This window comes from Chryseobacterium gleum, assembly GCF_900636535.1.
In the GTDB taxonomy this organism is placed as follows: domain Bacteria; phylum Bacteroidota; class Bacteroidia; order Flavobacteriales; family Weeksellaceae; genus Chryseobacterium; species Chryseobacterium gleum.
In genome coordinates, this window is record NZ_LR134289.1 from 5,044,635 (window position 1) to 5,059,954 (window position 15,320).

Annotated in this window: 16 protein-coding genes; 13 read left to right on the plus strand and 3 right to left on the minus strand. The window is 32.2% G+C overall.

The window, feature by feature from the left end; translation table 11 throughout:
* Positions 1–71 precede the first annotated feature (71 nt).
* From EL165_RS23245 to EL165_RS23255, 3 genes are read left to right on the plus strand one after another with little or no spacing between them, the layout of a single operon-like run.
* Positions 72–1,238, plus strand: a complete 1,167-nt coding sequence (locus EL165_RS23245; protein ID WP_002981158.1) for a hypothetical protein — start codon at positions 72–74, stop codon at positions 1,236–1,238.
* Complete coding sequence (locus tag EL165_RS23250) at positions 1,235–1,957, plus strand: PRTRC system protein B (RefSeq protein WP_002981157.1); 723 nt, start codon at positions 1,235–1,237, stop codon at positions 1,955–1,957. Before EL165_RS23245 ends, EL165_RS23250 begins: the two co-directional genes overlap by 4 nt.
* Complete coding sequence (locus tag EL165_RS23255) at positions 1,954–2,757, plus strand: PRTRC system ThiF family protein (protein ID WP_002981156.1); 804 nt, start codon at positions 1,954–1,956, stop codon at positions 2,755–2,757. Before EL165_RS23250 ends, EL165_RS23255 begins: the two co-directional genes overlap by 4 nt.
* Positions 2,758–2,961: 204 nt before the next feature.
* On the opposite strand, the gene EL165_RS23260 is transcribed toward EL165_RS23255, so the two are convergent.
* Positions 2,962–3,501 carry a hypothetical protein gene (locus EL165_RS23260; RefSeq protein WP_002981155.1) on the minus strand — a complete coding sequence of 180 codons (540 nt, stop codon included), beginning with the start codon at positions 3,499–3,501 and terminating at the stop codon, positions 2,962–2,964.
* A 412-nt stretch (positions 3,502–3,913) separates the two neighbouring features.
* On the opposite strand from EL165_RS23260, the gene EL165_RS23265 reads away from it, so the two are divergent.
* On the plus strand, positions 3,914–4,315 hold the full coding sequence (locus EL165_RS23265) for a DUF6876 family protein (RefSeq protein WP_002981153.1): 402 nt from the start codon (positions 3,914–3,916) through the stop codon (positions 4,313–4,315).
* Between the two features lie 16 nt (positions 4,316–4,331).
* On the plus strand, positions 4,332–4,754 hold the full coding sequence (locus EL165_RS23270) for a hypothetical protein (RefSeq protein WP_027374947.1): 423 nt from the start codon (positions 4,332–4,334) through the stop codon (positions 4,752–4,754).
* 194 nt (positions 4,755–4,948) lie between these two features.
* On the opposite strand, the gene EL165_RS23275 is transcribed toward EL165_RS23270, so the two are convergent.
* The gene (locus EL165_RS23275) at positions 4,949–8,362 is read right to left on the minus strand and encodes a hypothetical protein (RefSeq protein WP_002981151.1); all 3,414 of its coding nucleotides are present in this window, start codon (positions 8,360–8,362) and stop codon (positions 4,949–4,951) included.
* A complete protein-coding gene (locus EL165_RS23280) occupies positions 8,352–8,747 on the minus strand; it encodes a hypothetical protein (protein WP_002981150.1) in 396 nt (131 codons plus the stop codon). The genes EL165_RS23275 and EL165_RS23280 overlap by 11 nt, the downstream gene beginning before the upstream one ends.
* Positions 8,748–9,434: 687 nt before the next feature.
* On the opposite strand from EL165_RS23280, the gene EL165_RS23285 reads away from it, so the two are divergent.
* The 8 genes from EL165_RS23285 (at position 9,435) to EL165_RS23320 (ending at position 15,319) form a co-directional block, all read left to right on the plus strand.
* Positions 9,435–10,226: a hypothetical protein gene (locus EL165_RS23285; RefSeq protein ID WP_002981148.1), complete on the plus strand. Its 792-nt coding sequence runs from the start codon at positions 9,435–9,437 to the stop codon at positions 10,224–10,226.
* Between the two features lie 84 nt (positions 10,227–10,310).
* Positions 10,311–11,402 carry a hypothetical protein gene (locus EL165_RS23290; RefSeq protein WP_228370546.1) on the plus strand — a complete coding sequence of 364 codons (1,092 nt, stop codon included), beginning with the start codon at positions 10,311–10,313 and terminating at the stop codon, positions 11,400–11,402.
* A gap of 38 nt (positions 11,403–11,440) precedes the next feature.
* Entirely contained in the window at positions 11,441–11,764 is a 324-nt protein-coding gene (locus EL165_RS23295; RefSeq protein WP_002981146.1) for a bacteriophage spanin2 family protein, read from the plus strand.
* Between the two features lie 170 nt (positions 11,765–11,934).
* On the plus strand, positions 11,935–12,159 hold the full coding sequence (locus EL165_RS26405; protein ID WP_228370545.1) for a hypothetical protein: 225 nt from the start codon (positions 11,935–11,937) through the stop codon (positions 12,157–12,159).
* Entirely contained in the window at positions 12,156–13,613 is a 1,458-nt protein-coding gene (locus EL165_RS23305; RefSeq protein ID WP_002981144.1) for a relaxase/mobilization nuclease domain-containing protein, read from the plus strand. Before EL165_RS26405 ends, EL165_RS23305 begins: the two co-directional genes overlap by 4 nt.
* 39 nt (positions 13,614–13,652) lie before the next feature.
* Complete coding sequence (locus EL165_RS23310) at positions 13,653–14,303, plus strand: ParA family protein (protein ID WP_002981143.1); 651 nt, start codon at positions 13,653–13,655, stop codon at positions 14,301–14,303.
* Between the two features lie 27 nt (positions 14,304–14,330).
* Complete coding sequence (locus tag EL165_RS23315; protein WP_002981139.1) at positions 14,331–14,879, plus strand: hypothetical protein; 549 nt, start codon at positions 14,331–14,333, stop codon at positions 14,877–14,879.
* Positions 14,880–14,998: 119 nt separating this feature from the next.
* Positions 14,999–15,319: a DUF4134 domain-containing protein gene (locus tag EL165_RS23320; RefSeq protein ID WP_027374949.1), complete on the plus strand. Its 321-nt coding sequence runs from the start codon at positions 14,999–15,001 to the stop codon at positions 15,317–15,319.
* Position 15,320 lies beyond the last annotated feature (1 nt).

The window sequence follows — 15,320 nt, forward strand, 5'->3', positions numbered from 1 at the left end:
ATTGCGACTTGTTAAGAGCAAATAACTTTAAATCCAGTCCTCATTTTTCAGCAACCAACAACAAAATAAAAATGAATGCAACAAAAAATCATATCGGGAAAAATCAAGTTACCGGAAGAAAGACAACAAGAAGAGTTACATCAACAATTGGGCAGGTTCGCTCATTGGCTTCAAAAACCAAAGACCTTGAACGAAATTCGGAAAGACAAACAGAAGTCTGTACCAATAGCAATGCTTCCAATGGTTTTCTGAAATGTAAGTTTCTACCAAAACAAGAAGAAGTTTCACATTTTCAAGGTAGCAAGAAAATACTTAACACAGAAAGGGACTTTTATAAGTCCCTTTCTAAATTTTCCAAACAGTATGGAGTAGAGCCAATGCAAACAAAAGACTTTGGTTTTCCATATAATTTGGCTTTGGCAATGTGGGATATAAAAACGAAAATGAAACAGGCTAATGCGGATTGGAATCAATTCAAACTCATACGAACTAACAAAAAGTTTCATTTTGCAAAAGAAGAACAGTTCTGCACTAATACATCACTTTATTTTATTCCCGTTGTACCACTTTTTAAAATGCTTCACGACAAAATGTGTAAAAAGAATGCTCAACTTTTACTTTCGGTTTTTAGTTACCTTTATCATATTGCCAACGTTCCATATTATAGACAACAAGCTAGTTATCTGTATTGGATATACGAAATGCACGAAGGATGGATGGAGGAGGATGAAGCAGGAGAGGATTCACATCATTATTGCAGAGAGTTTGAAATGTCAAAGAATATAGGAGACAAAATAGAACGAAAAATTTTTAATATTAAAAATTTGGATTTTTTTGAACAGCGTTTGAAGTGTTTTAAAATCCAAAATGAATTTGACATCATTTGCCACAAAGTTGCTTCCGAAGCTTTTGCTCTTTATTCAGAATATCCAAATACAACAATTTTCAGAAATAAACCATCATCTGAAGAAAACCCGCACGATGACGATTATTCCAATAAAGCTATATCAATGGATATGTACATTTCATTTGTAGCTAACACCAAAGGCTGTTTGTACAATAATATTGAAGATAGCATTAATGCGGAGTTCAATGAATACGGAAGCATTGAAGAGCCAACTATTTACTTACCTATTAATGGAACAGAAATTCCAAAAGCGGATTTTGATTTTGAATATCGTTTATTCGCTTTAATGGAAAAATTACATCAAGTATTAACCTGTAAAAAATTAGAATGAATAATGTAATTGACACCAACAAATATTTCGGAATACTGTACGAACCAAAATCTGCATTGGTTTTTTACGAATCTTTAGATAAAAATGAAATGTACGTTGAACATTTTGATATGGACAGAAATGGAAATCCAGTCAATGCACATCCGTTAACTGTTAATGAAGCAAAAGCGTTAGCAAAATCATTAGTCATTGATGAAGAAATCGAGAAAGCCTTTTTAAAATCTAAAGGAATCTTAGCCAATAACATTTTGCATATTAACCCAAGCCAAAAAGGTTCAGTGATTTGGTACACCAAAGCACAAGAACGACAAATGTATTTTGTGAAAAATCTGGAAATACCCAGCGGAAAAGCAAAAGTTCCTGCAATGCTATGGATTGCGGATACAGAAACTCTTTCTGTTTTTGCATTATCAAACGATAAAAGACCAACAGAAAAAACACCATTGCATTATGCTCCATTTTTCAACGTCTATAATGACGGTGATGTTTGTATGGGAACTGTAGATATAAAAATTAAAAACTCAGCTTCGGTCGAAGAATTTATAGAACAATGGGAGAACTACTTTTTCAATTCTTATTTCAGCCATTTGGTAGGTAATCATAATCCTATTGATGGGAACTTAGTCAACCTTTGGAAAAAATTGCTTGAATCAAATGAAGCTTTTCCTGTCAAAATGTTAAAGAAAAACAATAAAACCCTCAAAAATTTATTACGATGATTGCAACAAAAATAATGGTTCATTTTGCAGACAATTCTTTGCTTAGTCCGACCAACCCAATTTCATTAAACCTAATTGGAGGAGGAGGGACAGGTTCTAAAGTTTTAACAGCTTTAATGGAAATGAACCACAGTCTTATTGAATTAGGACACGCAGGATTACAGGTTCGTCTTTGGGATGATGATATTGTCACAAATGCCAATATAGGCAGACAACGGTTTGCAGAATGTGAAAGAGGATTGTATAAATCCGTTGCGTTAATCAACCGCATCAATCGATGGGCAGGAACCAATTGGAAAGCCGAAACACAAAAGTTTGAAAAAGATAGCTTCGGCAGATTTTCAGAAGATGCTAAAGCAACGATTACAATGACCTGCGTAGATAATGTACAGGCAAGGTTTGGTGTTGCAGAAATTTTAAAAGAGAGAGATGATTATAAAAGTTTCAGCAATCAACCTAAATATTGGATTGATTTTGGGAATGGTAAACATACGGGGCAAGTCTTGTTATCTACTGTTGGAAGCTTAGCACAACCAAAATCCGATAAATATGAAACAAGAAGTAATCTTCCATTTATTACTGAGGAATTCGGAGAACTTCTAAAACAATCCGAGACTGAGGACGATACGCCAAGTTGCAGTCTGGCAGAAGCTTTAGCAAGACAAGATTTGTTTATCAATTCAACTTTGGCTCAAATGGGATGTTCGCTTTTGTGGAATTTGTTCTGTGATGGATTAACTGAGAACAGAGGTTTTTTTCTTAATCTAAAGAACTTCCATTCTCAAGCGATTAAATTGTAGATTTTGCTGTCCGATGAAAGTCGGGCGGCAAAAATGCAATTCCTTCCTGAGGTCGGAAACGCATTTTTGCAAAATAAGGAGCAACCCTATTTCAAAAAAATTGCCTTGTTTTGGCTTTAGATATTTTTGAAAAAAGGATGCGGAGTATTTTATTTTTTTGAATTATTAAAATCAAGTAGATTCAAAAAATCTTGTTCAGTCATCTTAGTTCCAAACAACTTTTAAATCTTTAAATTCTAAGTTTGATTTCGTTTTCTCAAATGTATTTCTTTCAGGCTGTGAGGTCGTTTTGAATTTAAATATTTTGATAAACAATGGCTCACCTTGTATATCTTTAAATGAAAAATTTAGTCTGAAAGGAACATTTTTGGCCAATTCAGGAAATGGTTTGCTGGATTTATACAAGTCAATTTTGTGTTCATTACCTTCGATATCCACAATACTAATATCTTCGATTGTCATTTTTTTATTCTCATCCTTGGACATAATAAGGAAACTTATTTCAATGTTTTTCCCAGCTTTATTACCTGTAACTTTTGTGATTCTATAAGAAGAATTTTCTGTTTCTGTTTCAAGAATTGGCTTATTGATTTCAAGCACTTTTTTTAGATAATCGTTTTCAGAAGTCAAAACTTTATTGGTTGATTGCAAAGCTTCGTTTTCTTTTTTTAGAGCTTCACAGTTCGTTTGGCTAAATCCTGATATTCCGATTAAAAGTAGTGATAATATAATTAGTTTTTTCATAAACCCTCTTTAATAATGTGTTTGTTGGATATTCAAATATACAATTATTGATTTTTATTTCTTGTTTTACAATCGAAAAAGGGTTCTAATTCTTATGCTTTTTTTCTGACTACATAGGTTGTTTTCAGTTTGCAAAAGTATAAATCCTTTTCTGCTCAAAAAATCTTTTTGGGTTTCTAAAAAATTCTTTCCACATCGCTTCAATAATTTTTCCAGACACTCCTAAAATCCTTCGGGCAAAAAGATTTCGAAGCCTTCATTTCATTTTTCCATTCCGGTTTTGGCTGAAACTGGATTTCTATCGTCAAAAAGCAATGAAAAACAACTCCATAATCAGAAAAAATTAAAACACAGCAATCTGTGACTTTTCCGAAAAATAAAACAAAATACAAACATTTTTAAAATTTCAATTATGAAAAATCCAAACATTTCAGCCAATGATTTTTATGACAGTTTTATGGGAACAGAATCTTATTACTCCTACATAGGAAAATTGTTATTAACAGATGGTGTCATAACTATAGCTCGGGAAGAATCTTGCTTTTGGTTTCTTGACTGCATTGCATCCTACCAATATTCAGAAAAATTTCAAAAAGAAGAATTCCAAGTCTGGAAAATCGAAAGAATTGAAGCGAATAGATTCAACCTTTCTGCGACTGACGGAAATGATAATGTTCTGGCTACACAAGATATTGAGTTTTCTGATTTCTTCTTTAATGAGTTTACAATCTGGAAAGAAGATAATGTTTTACTCCTACCAGTGAACATTAATCAAAAAGAACCTCACGATGTACAGGCAATCGTATTTTTTTAAATTAAAAATATTTAAAATGGGAACTTACTCGATAATATATTTGAAAAAACCAGAAAAAGCGATAGAGGTAAATGAACTTCTCAAAGAACAATATAATCTAAAGTATGAAACTTACAATGGGATAGATTATGGTCTATTCTTTTCGCAAGAGATGTTTAATGAGGACTTACGATTTATGAATGAAGATGAGGAAGGTATAACTAATTTACCACATTTTAAACGTCCTATTTCCAAAGAAACTTACTATTCTCTTCTTTTTGGTTTAGGAAATTGTTTTGGAGATATAGGAACTGTCTGCATTAAAATCTCAAGTATTTCCGACAAAGACATAGATACTATTGCGGCACTTCAAAAATTTTCAAAAACTCCGGAGTTTAAAAAGTTGATTAATTTCAGAAAATCTAAAAATCTTCAACGATTATTGCAGACTAAAATGTAATTAGTTATAATAAAGCCAATTGGGATAAATTCCAATTGGCTCTTTTTTTTGTAAAAAGTTGTCAAAAATGCAATTGCTCCCTGTGGTCGGAAACGCATTTTTGAGACGTCTGAAGCAACCCCATTTCAAAAACATTTCCGTGCAAAGACTTTAGATGCTTTCGAAAAAAGGTTGCAATCTTTTTGAAAGAATTTCTAAGATTTATTGTAATATAATTTGACCGCTAAATCAAATTCTTTTAATATTTCATCATAACTGGTTCCTAACAACTTAAACTCGGTTGCGAGCTGGGACTTATATTTAAGAATTAAATTTGATGGAATACCGTAGAATGTATTTCTAAATATCTCAGAAGCATATCTGTTTTTATCATTCATAGATAATGAATTGATTAAATATAGATGCTTTAGAAATTTAATACAAGTATTAATGACTGATTCATCACCGTGTATTGTAAACTGTAGATTCTCTAATACTAAAGGGTAATAGTTCTCTCTACCTGCTATAAAGTCATAGAATTCGTTTTTTAAGGTGTCAAGTCCTATTCCTATTCCCAAATATTTTGACTTCAGAAGAAATCTGTAAAACTCACTGTTACATTTTTCGGGATAATAACTGAGCAAATATTTTTCTGGATTTATATAATTATAATATAGGTTTTGTTCAGATTTTATTCTTATTAAAGAACTGTCACTGCTTATCAATCTGTACTTATCATTAGATGAAAAATACATATTGTCTACCATTAAATTTGAAAAATTACCTGTGAAATCAGATTCATTTTGTTTTAATTTAGGAAGAACATTTAGCTTTTCTTCAACATAATCGATTTCACAATTTTCATTTACCCAATCTAAAATCGATTGAAAAAAGGTAGTTCTTTTTTCATTGTAATCTTCAGGAACTGGGCTTGGTCTGACACCATCCATAGTTATCTGAACATACATAAACGTTTTGTGAGAACCTTTTAATTCTAAAATTTTATTTTCAATATGTTCCTTTATGTAATAAGATATTTTAAACTTATGAATGAATTTGAAATCAAGTTCTTTTTCCAAGAAATAAAAAAGCATCAAAGAACTAAAATCCAATGCGAATAGAATGTCAGGACTATCTGTGATTGACCTGACTAATCTATTGGGAAGTGTAGTGAACTTACTACCAGAGTCAGTTGTTAGATGTAGATAGGCATCTATAAAATTATCTTTGAATACAGCTCTTACAACTTCCGTATATCCAATTTTCCAGCTGTAATAATTGTTTAGTGATTCTCTAATTCGTTCATTTTCTTGGGAACCACTAATGCCAAATTGCTCAATAAGCATTTTCTCAAAATCCTTAGGATTTGTAGGTGTCTGAAAAGATTCAAATCCCAGATTGTTTAGCGGATTATGTGCCTCTTCATTGATTTCTCGGAATAAGTTTACAGCATCATTGAATATCTCAATAATCACTACAGAATTAATTCTATTGGTCATTGGGGAAGGTATAGACACTTGATCTCCAATTTTTTTCCCAATTAAATTCTTATGAAATTCATTACCTGGAGAAATCTGTTCGCGAAATTTTTGATCACCAATTGTATACACCACATAGTATCCAAAACAAATCTCGTCATATCTTTCAAAAAATGAATCATATAGAGTAGATCCCACCATATAGTTTTTTCTGGCCATTGTATTACTAGGATTTTTTGCCAGGTTGTAAAGTATATCGAATCCCTTTTTTGGATTAATGTCATTTCTTCCCAAGATTCCAGAAATAAAAACTCCTACCTCTTCATCATTAAAGATCTCAGACATACTGTCAGAAATATCTTTGATTTTATCAAAATCACTAGATCTCTCAAGCGAAACTAAATAAGAATACAAATATCGTTCGTTACTTGGAAATTTAATATATAGAAATTCACTGATTGTTTTTAGCTTTGGAAAGTCATTAATTGTTAGATAAAGATTATACTCGATTTTACAAAGGTGTTCATCTACAAAACTGCTGTTTAACCTCCAAAACTCTAAAAGAGTTAGTAATTCTTTGTAACGAAACTGTTCTGAATCATTTTTATCAGAGAGTTGTTTATCAAGTAATAATATGTAAAGTCGTAGGGTGCCAGAAACTTTTGATTTGTCTAAATATGAATCCAGATATTGTATTGCTTCGTTGGTTTTCCCTATAAAATCTAAATCCTCAGCAATAAGATTTTTACAGTTAATATTTAACTCCACACTATCTTTTATGCTATTCAGGGATTTATAAACTTCTTTTTCATCATATTTCTCAATATATCTTAAATCTACAATTGTTTTTAATAAAGTCTTAATCTCGTTTGGATAAAAGTTTTTTTGCAGGGCTAAATCTAGATATTCAACATATTTGTGCTTATTTCCGATTTGCCTTTGAACATTGAAAAATGCACTGATAATGTTGAACAAATGTCGTTCATCAAGAATATCTGTCGATTCCAAATAATTTTTATACAATTCATCAATATCATCATTCTTTTCAAGAAGATAAAGAACGATTGATTTGAAAAGGTAAAATTCAGAATGTAGTTCTTCTCCTGATTTTTCATATAGATTTAAAGAATCCAATGCCTTTTGGTAATGCTCTTGGTGATTATAAATCTGGCATATTGCATTAGTGAAAAACCATTTAGGTTTTTCTATTTCATTGTATAAACTTTCTAATATCTGTATATCTTCAGGGCTATTGGATATTAAGTATTTTAAAAAATGGAGATAAAATTTTTGATTTTTGGTGGAATCTGCGATTTCTGAGTTTTCTAGACCAACTACATATTTCTCGATGAGGCTCAAACCACTATTCAATTCTGGAAAACGTTCAATAGAAAAATGTTTTCCGTTGATGTATCGAATAGGATGGTCATTGAAAGTTCTATTTACAAAAAGATCTATAGCAACTAAAAATGAGTCCTTGTTCTGAAAATTAATTTCTTTGTACTTCTCGAAATCAAAAGTTAGCTTAAGATTATATTGTCTCAAATCTTCTAGATAATTAAGTTTCTCGACTCTTATAATGTGATAAATTATACTGTGACGAAAACCGTAATCGTTGATTATTACATTAGGAACAGTTTTTAAAAATTGTTTGATATTACTGGACGTTATTGTCTTTACTATCCAAGCTGTAAGATTATACTCATCAATACTTAATAATTCGTCTGCTAATATTACAGCTTTTTGAGAATCTGGAATATGAAGATATTCTATGCAGGCTTTGGTTTTTAAAACTTCATCCTCTTTATTGAGATTATAAGCGTGAATGAAATCTTTTGCAGATTCTTGACTTGTAAACTCAGACAATTCTCTTTTACAAAGAGCTTTTAAGAATAATAACTTGCTTTTTGTTTTATTATCTACTGTAGTCTGGCTGTCATTTATTCTTTTTTCAAGAGCTTGAAGTAAAACAAGAGCTGTTTTGGGTTTGAAAGCCAGAATCAGGTGGTTGATTTCATCAAGCTGTTGCTTATACTCTGTAAGTAAAAGACCTAATCCATCTATAAATTGAGTAATATTATTATAAATTTTATCTCCAATCTCAACGCTTTCAGCATCAATATTTCCAGTGTTTACATTTTTATACTCCATAATCGTCGCCTATCCTAAAATTACCACCTTGGGTATTTACGTCACCAGTATTTACGTTTTTACTTTTGTATATAGAAGTTTCTGTTTTTGGAACTTTGTTAAGAATTTCCTTTAGAAATTTGTCATTTTCAGGATTATCTTCAATAGAATTCTCAATTATTGCTTTAATGACATTTTGTCTTTCTTTGTCTTCAGGAGCATCAATTAATTCTTTAAGTGCATTTTTTGGTTCATTATTTTTGAAAAATAAAGACTTTAACCAATCAATGCTTCCTTCGGTTAGTTTTTCACTTGATGTATCAACAACTTTCTCAGCACTTTTCTTAGCTAATTCAATTAAAAATGGGTACAATGCAGCAATGGCTGCTGTAGTAATTAATGGCATAGTTTAAATATTAGTAGATTATCACAAGCAATGTACCAATTTGGAATGTGTCAAATTGACAGTGAGTATTGTAGCGGAGTTTAACTAGTACACAACTAAAAACTTCTAATATGGCATTGTTACCTTAACCTGCATAAAATATTTGCAGCCAAAAAAATCTTATAACCTAGCATTTTACCTGCAATAAAATCATAAATATGAACCGCAATCCTGTAAAAGTAATTTACAGGTTTTGTTAAGACCTCAGTAGAAAGTTTACAGTTTCACTCCAAACCTGAACAAAAAAGTGTGTAATAAGATATCTTCATTTTATTATTTTTTTTGATTGCATAATAATGTCTTTTAAAATATTTATAATCAAATATTTATATTGTTTTTTTGTTTCTCTAAAAAACTCGTGCGTTCTGATAGCAAGATGTGTCTTTGTATATACAAACTTTTCAAGTTTGATACACAAAGACTCTCTTGCCTTTTCTTCAAAAAGGGTAAAAAACTGCGGAACTTGTTTTTTTGTTTTCTGTGAAATTAGGTTTAAGATTCCAGATTAATCCAGATTATTCTTTTTTAATCTCCAGAGATTCCAGAATCATCCAAATTCATCTTATTTAGCCCAGCTCCCATTAACACTATTGTTTTCAAGGTTTTGATGTCCCAACTTTGCAGAAGAAATGTTAACCAAAAAACGAAATGAGAATACCTTTTTATTTTTTTCTGCTATTTACTGTGATAACTATGCGAGGGCAAGTCGGAATCAATACCAAATTACCAGAAGCTACTTTGGATGTTGTAGGAAAACCAAGTGATTCTAATCATTATGATGGCGTAATTCCTCCTCGTATTACAGGCGACCAGTTATCTGCTAAGGTATATACTTCAGGTAAAAAGGGTGCTATCGTTTTTGTGACATCTCCTGCGACCAATTTAGTCGGTCAGGTTAAGTCTGTTGTTGAAACAGGATTATACTGTTTTGATGGAAGTTTTTGGCAGCTACTTTTACAAGATAAAGATCCAATCGAATATTTCATTTTACTGACATTCGACCCAACCAGTACTGCAGGTCTTACTGCAACATCAACTTGGTCAACTCCGAGAAATCAGTGGGGTAATACAAACGCATATTTGACTTCATCGAAATCTTACTCTGTAGGAACAAAAAATTTTGGAGGATTAAATGGAAATATATCTTTTAAAAAAATTAATGGTATTGTCAATATCCGTTTTCAGTTATACAGATTAGATAGTGAACCAATCACAGGAAATACTTTCATAAACATTGGAGATATATGCAGTGATTTAGGGTTTGTTCCGTATCAAATCGCCCTACTGCATCGAGAAAATTCAACACAATATTTTCCAGCCTTGCTTGAAAATTATGGTTTTCAAATTCCGCAAAGCACTTTAAGTTCAATGTCACCCTCATTTTATACATATGGAGAAGTGCAAAGTTATTCTAACTGGAGGAAGCCATATCTAAAATAGAATTTTCAAAATTGAAATTCTGATACAAGTGATGAAAGAAAGCGATTCTATAACCAAATGAATTTAAATAAAAACAATAATAAAATGAAAACACTTATTTATCTTTTTTTGTCCTTTTTTGGTATAGCGGTTCACGCTCAAGTCGGAATCAATACCCAAACACCAGAAGCAACATTAGAAGTTGTAGGCAAACCCAATGATACTAATCATTATGATGGAATTATTCCACCACGTATCACGGGAGAGCAACTGGCAACAAAAACTTATTCAACTGCGAAAAAGGGAACAATAGTCTTTGTCACATTACCTGCTACAAATTTAGTTGGCCAAGTCATTCATATTACAAAATCAGGTTTATATTATTTTGATGGTAGTGCGTGGATACCTTTTATTCAGGAAGACCCTCTAAATAACGTTGCTCTCAGAGGAAACTCCTCAACTGTCGAACTCGTTGTCAAAAGTAATCTCCATCTTGATTTTGATAGTAAGGAAAATTATACACTTGGAAATTCCCGAAGTCAAATTACAGGCGAGTATAATTCCATCGTTGCAACAGATTCGAAGATCACTTCAGGAAAAGGAAATTCTGCTAGTTTTTACGCAATGTCTCAGGGAGAAATAACCGGTAAGTTAAACTATGGAGCAGGTGTATCAGCACTAAATGGAATTGCAAACGGAATAATTTCAGGAAACAGAAATATTGGAATCGGAGCAGGAGCAATGTCATACATCACTTCCGGAAATGATAATATATCGATAGGATATTTGTCAGGTACAGGAAACCGAACAGGTTCAAACAATGTATTTATTGGTGTTGGAGCAGGTAGTCCAGCTTCTGGAAATAGAAGCGTCAGCAATAAATTAGCTATACATTCAACCCCCGTTACAACAAGTTCAACCAACTTCTGGGATAGTATCACAAATAATTATACTGATTACAAATTCGCGTTGATTTCGGGGGATTTTTCTGAAAGATGGCTCAATATCAATGGAAAATTAAGTGTCACTCCTTCACAAATGCCAAATGCAGATAACGATTCTTCATATACGAAAAGAGTGGTGGCTAAATCTGATGGATCATTTGGTTTTGCTACTGAATTAATTCCTCAACCACCACCTGTAGGAACGTATGTTCTAAAGAGTGTAAATGGTGTGGCAAACTGGGAAGCACTTTAATGCATTGCAAATTTAATTGAACTTAAAAAAATAGAGTGATGAAAAATTACCAAATATTTTTAATTCTGTTATTATGTATTTCATTGACCTCCTGCAAAACCATAGTAGCTAATCCTGGGAAACCATTAATTGAAAGTTCAATAGAAGTTGGCAGAAGCTATGAAGTTCAAGATTTTAATGCAAAAGTACTTAATCTAAAAATAACGGGATTTGATAAAGATTGTATCTATGGAATTTCAGCTAAGAAAGAACAGATTAGCCTTGAGAAAGCAGGCATTAGGCAAATGAAGAAATGGAAAGTATTGAATTCTGTTTTTGTTGGCGCTTTAGCAATTGCTGCTCTAATTTTTATTCCAATTTAGATATACCAGAATGAAACTATTTACTATTTCAAATGAGTCCGATTGAAACCGAGAATAAGACTATCATTTTTAGAATCAGTAATCAGAAAAAAGAAAAGTGGAAAAAAATATGCGACACAAGAAATATTTCTCTTACAAGTTTAATCATCAATTCTGTCGAAAACAGAATTTTGGAAGATGAAAGAAGAAAAGTTCTGGAATTCATTGAAAAACAAGATAATGTTTTTGTAAAGATCGAAACCAATATCAATCAAGTTGCCAAGATTGTAAATGCCCAAAAATTCATTAGTTCTGAGGATTTAAAAGTTTTTTCTGAAAAGCTTTCAGAAGTAATAATTCTAAAAAAAGAGCAGAACAAAATATTTGAAAACATTTATTCTTTGCTATCTAAATGATTGTTAAGATAATGAATCCAGCAGGATCCGACTTTCCAGGAGTTAATTACAATGATAAAAAAATAGACAAAGGAAAAGGGGAGTTGATGATGATGAAAAACTTTCCGTCCTTCATTAATGAACATAGCAATAAGCAACAGGTAAGAGATTATTTAAAAGCTATTTCGGCTGGAAATAAAAGAGTAATTAAGCCTCAATTTCACGCAACAATTTCAACCAAGTTCAGGGAGCATTCCAAAGAAGAACTTACAAAAATTGCTGATGACTTTATGGATGAATTGGGATATGGAAAGCAACCATTTATTGTGGCTTTCCATAATGACACAGAGAACAATCACATTCATATTGTTACGACTCGAGTAGATAAACAGACTGGAAAGAAGATTAATGACAGTTACGAAAAGTTAAAAGCTCAAAAAGCTTTAGCTAATACTCTCGAAAAACTTTACGGAATCAAACCGGAGGAAGTATTGAACAAACTGTTGAACTACAAAATGAGTTCCCTCCATCAGTTTGAAACTTTACTTAACAGAAATGGCTATAAACTGGGCAAAAACACAAATGATGCGAAATCTTTGACCATTTTAAAAAACGGAGTAATCCAGCGAACATTATCAGGAGACCAGATTGTTTATGATAATAGAAAGAATGAAAGAAGAACAAAACAACTGAAAGCCATTTTTTCCAAGTATAAAGAGATTTATTCCAACAAGGTTTTCAAAGTTGAGGATTTTAGAAAGCAGGAAGCGATGCTTCCTGAAGAAAAGCAAAAAGCTGATTGGACACCGAAAATTGAATTTGAAAGTGAACTTCAGAAGAAGCTAAGAGATGTTTTTGGGATTGACTTGGTTTTCCACCATAAAGATGAATTTCAACCTTTTGGCTATACTGTAATTGATCATAAAACAGGCGCAGTTTGTAAAGGAAGCGAACTAATGAAAATGAATGAGTTGTTTGAATTCACTTCGGCGAAAATGGACAAGAAACTGTTTGAAAGTCTCAAGGATTACAATATTCCAAATGATGAAACTAAAGCAGTACTGCAAAGGTTTTTGAAAGATAGAAACCCAAAAAATGAAATACAATACTTTATGCTTTTTGAGAATAAAAAGCTGAAAAATAAGGACACATTCACAGCTATCAGAAACGATGTAAAAGAATACGTGAAAATCCAAAATAATAAAGATGTTAATATAATTAAGTCGGAGGAAGGAAAATATTACGTCATTTATTCGAGACTTCACTACATCGGAGAATTGAAACCGATGATTGGAGAAAAGCAATACCAGGAATTCCTAAATCCTCAATTAGAAAGTACCAAGGAAAATAAAGAAGGAAATGAATTGAAAAAAGCAGTCAATGAGATGTTTTTTGAACTGATGAGAAGCTCAGCCAATTCTAAAGACCCGGCAGAAAATGAATTGAAGAAGAGGAGGAAAAAGAAAGGTCGCTGAAATGACTGGCTTTCAAGAACCTGTAATCAATGTAAAATTATGATAATCACATTTGCAACGCAGAAAGGAGGAACAGGTAAAACAACGCTTGCAATTGCTTTTGCCAATTATGTTTCTGCTCATTCTAAAAGAATGATCAAGGTCTTCGATTTCGATTTTCAAAAATCGTTTTACCACAAATGGAAAGAAGATGAATTGCTGGAAATTCCAAAAATATATGATGTTGAAATCATTGATGAAGAGAATGAAGAACCCTTCACGGATTTTGATAGTTTGATAGCATTGAAAGAAAGTGAAGAGATAAACATATTCGACCTTGCAGGAACATTGGATGTAAAGTACAGCGACCTTCTTATTTACAGTGATTTTATTGTCATTCCCTTTGAATATTCAAATGTCTCAGCAAAATCAACTTTGGTCTTCATTAATTTTTTGGGATTGTTGGAAAGTCAGGCAGAAAGGGTATTCATTCGCTCACGATTTGATAAAGGCTATGTATACCAGAATCAAGAAGGAATGGACGCCGAAATCAGCAGGTATGGACTGCTATTGAAGAATCCTGTATTCAAAAGAAATTGTCTACAAATTCTTGATACCAGAAAATTAACGAATCATCAGAGATATGCTGTGGAGAAATCATTCAACGAATTAATTGACCACATTAACAAATGCCTTGAAATTACATTATAACGGATCACTATAAACTCATTACAAAATATGATTAAAATAATTACCTCTATCATAGCCATTTATCTGCTTTATTATGCAGGGAATGTATTGTATGATCTTTTTTTGAAAAAAGACAGTTCAAAAAAAACGGATGAAACTGAAGAGTATTCTTTAACGGAATTTTCAGAAGAGAACAAAAACGAAGTACAAAGAATAGAGATCGATGATGTAGAAAATATCAATACTCCTAATTCTTTTAACAAGAAAGAGCTATTTCGGGCTAATCAGGAAGAGCAACAAGATGAAAGCCGTGACCTTGATCACTTTCGAAAGAAGTTTGAGTCTGAGCAGAATATTGATGATTTTTATAACGTTCCCGAAATACAAGAAAAGCCAAATGAAAAAGAACAAAAGGAAACTGTTTCACTTGATTCCCAACAGGAAAACATTATTCAAGAGCAAGAAAAAAAAGAGATTCCATCCCCAAACCTCGACGCCTTACATAAACAGTTTAAAGACTTTCTAAATCTCGCCGAAACAAGCGTTCAGGTTATTCTAAACCAAGATGGACATAAGGTCTATCAATCAATGATCTAAGAGGTTAATCAAAACTTTTCACTACTAAAATGATCCGCCTATAAAAGGCGGATAGCACACCCCTTATGCATAATTCTAAGCTAAATAAACACAATTCTAAACATAAATCCTTAATCATTATGAACTACAAATCGAAACATTACAAGCTGTTTAAAAAGTTATTGACTGCTTGTGTAATCCTCCTTGCTGTAACCCCAGCATTTGCACAGGGTGGTGCAACAGCAATTTCCAATGCAGCCAATGACATCAAAGATTATTGGGATCCGATCAAGCTTATCCTCAAAGCTGTCGGAGGATTGGTCGGTTTCATCGGAGGTCTGAGAGTGTACAACAAATGGACAAATGGCGATCAGGATGTCAACAAAGAGATCTTGGGCTACGGAGGTGCTATGATCTTCTTATTGGTAGTTCCGGAATTCGTAACAGCATTCTTTGCTTAAT

Bases quoted from the DNA above. Each gene is read 5' to 3' on its own strand.
- EL165_RS23275 (WP_002981151.1), bottom strand. From the start codon at position 8,362: ATGGAGTATAAAAATGTAAACACTGGAAATATTGATGCTGAAAGCGTT.
- EL165_RS23295 (WP_002981146.1), top strand. From the start codon at position 11,441: ATGAAAAATTACCAAATATTTTTAATTCTGTTATTATGTATTTCATTG.
- EL165_RS23260 (WP_002981155.1), bottom strand. From the start codon at position 3,501: ATGAAAAAACTAATTATATTATCACTACTTTTAATCGGAATATCAGGA.
- EL165_RS23320 (WP_027374949.1), top strand. From the start codon at position 14,999: ATGAACTACAAATCGAAACATTACAAGCTGTTTAAAAAGTTATTGACT.
- EL165_RS23245 (WP_002981158.1), top strand. From the start codon at position 72: ATGAATGCAACAAAAAATCATATCGGGAAAAATCAAGTTACCGGAAGA.
- EL165_RS23250 (WP_002981157.1), top strand. From the start codon at position 1,235: ATGAATAATGTAATTGACACCAACAAATATTTCGGAATACTGTACGAA.
- EL165_RS23280 (WP_002981150.1), bottom strand. From the start codon at position 8,747: ATGCCATTAATTACTACAGCAGCCATTGCTGCATTGTACCCATTTTTA.
- EL165_RS23265 (WP_002981153.1), top strand. From the start codon at position 3,914: ATGAAAAATCCAAACATTTCAGCCAATGATTTTTATGACAGTTTTATG.
- EL165_RS23290 (WP_228370546.1), top strand. From the start codon at position 10,311: ATGAAAACACTTATTTATCTTTTTTTGTCCTTTTTTGGTATAGCGGTT.
- EL165_RS23310 (WP_002981143.1), top strand. From the start codon at position 13,653: ATGATAATCACATTTGCAACGCAGAAAGGAGGAACAGGTAAAACAACG.
- EL165_RS23285 (WP_002981148.1), top strand. From the start codon at position 9,435: ATGAGAATACCTTTTTATTTTTTTCTGCTATTTACTGTGATAACTATG.
- EL165_RS23305 (WP_002981144.1), top strand. From the start codon at position 12,156: ATGATTGTTAAGATAATGAATCCAGCAGGATCCGACTTTCCAGGAGTT.
- EL165_RS23270 (WP_027374947.1), top strand. From the start codon at position 4,332: ATGGGAACTTACTCGATAATATATTTGAAAAAACCAGAAAAAGCGATA.
- EL165_RS23315 (WP_002981139.1), top strand. From the start codon at position 14,331: ATGATTAAAATAATTACCTCTATCATAGCCATTTATCTGCTTTATTAT.
- EL165_RS23255 (WP_002981156.1), top strand. From the start codon at position 1,954: ATGATTGCAACAAAAATAATGGTTCATTTTGCAGACAATTCTTTGCTT.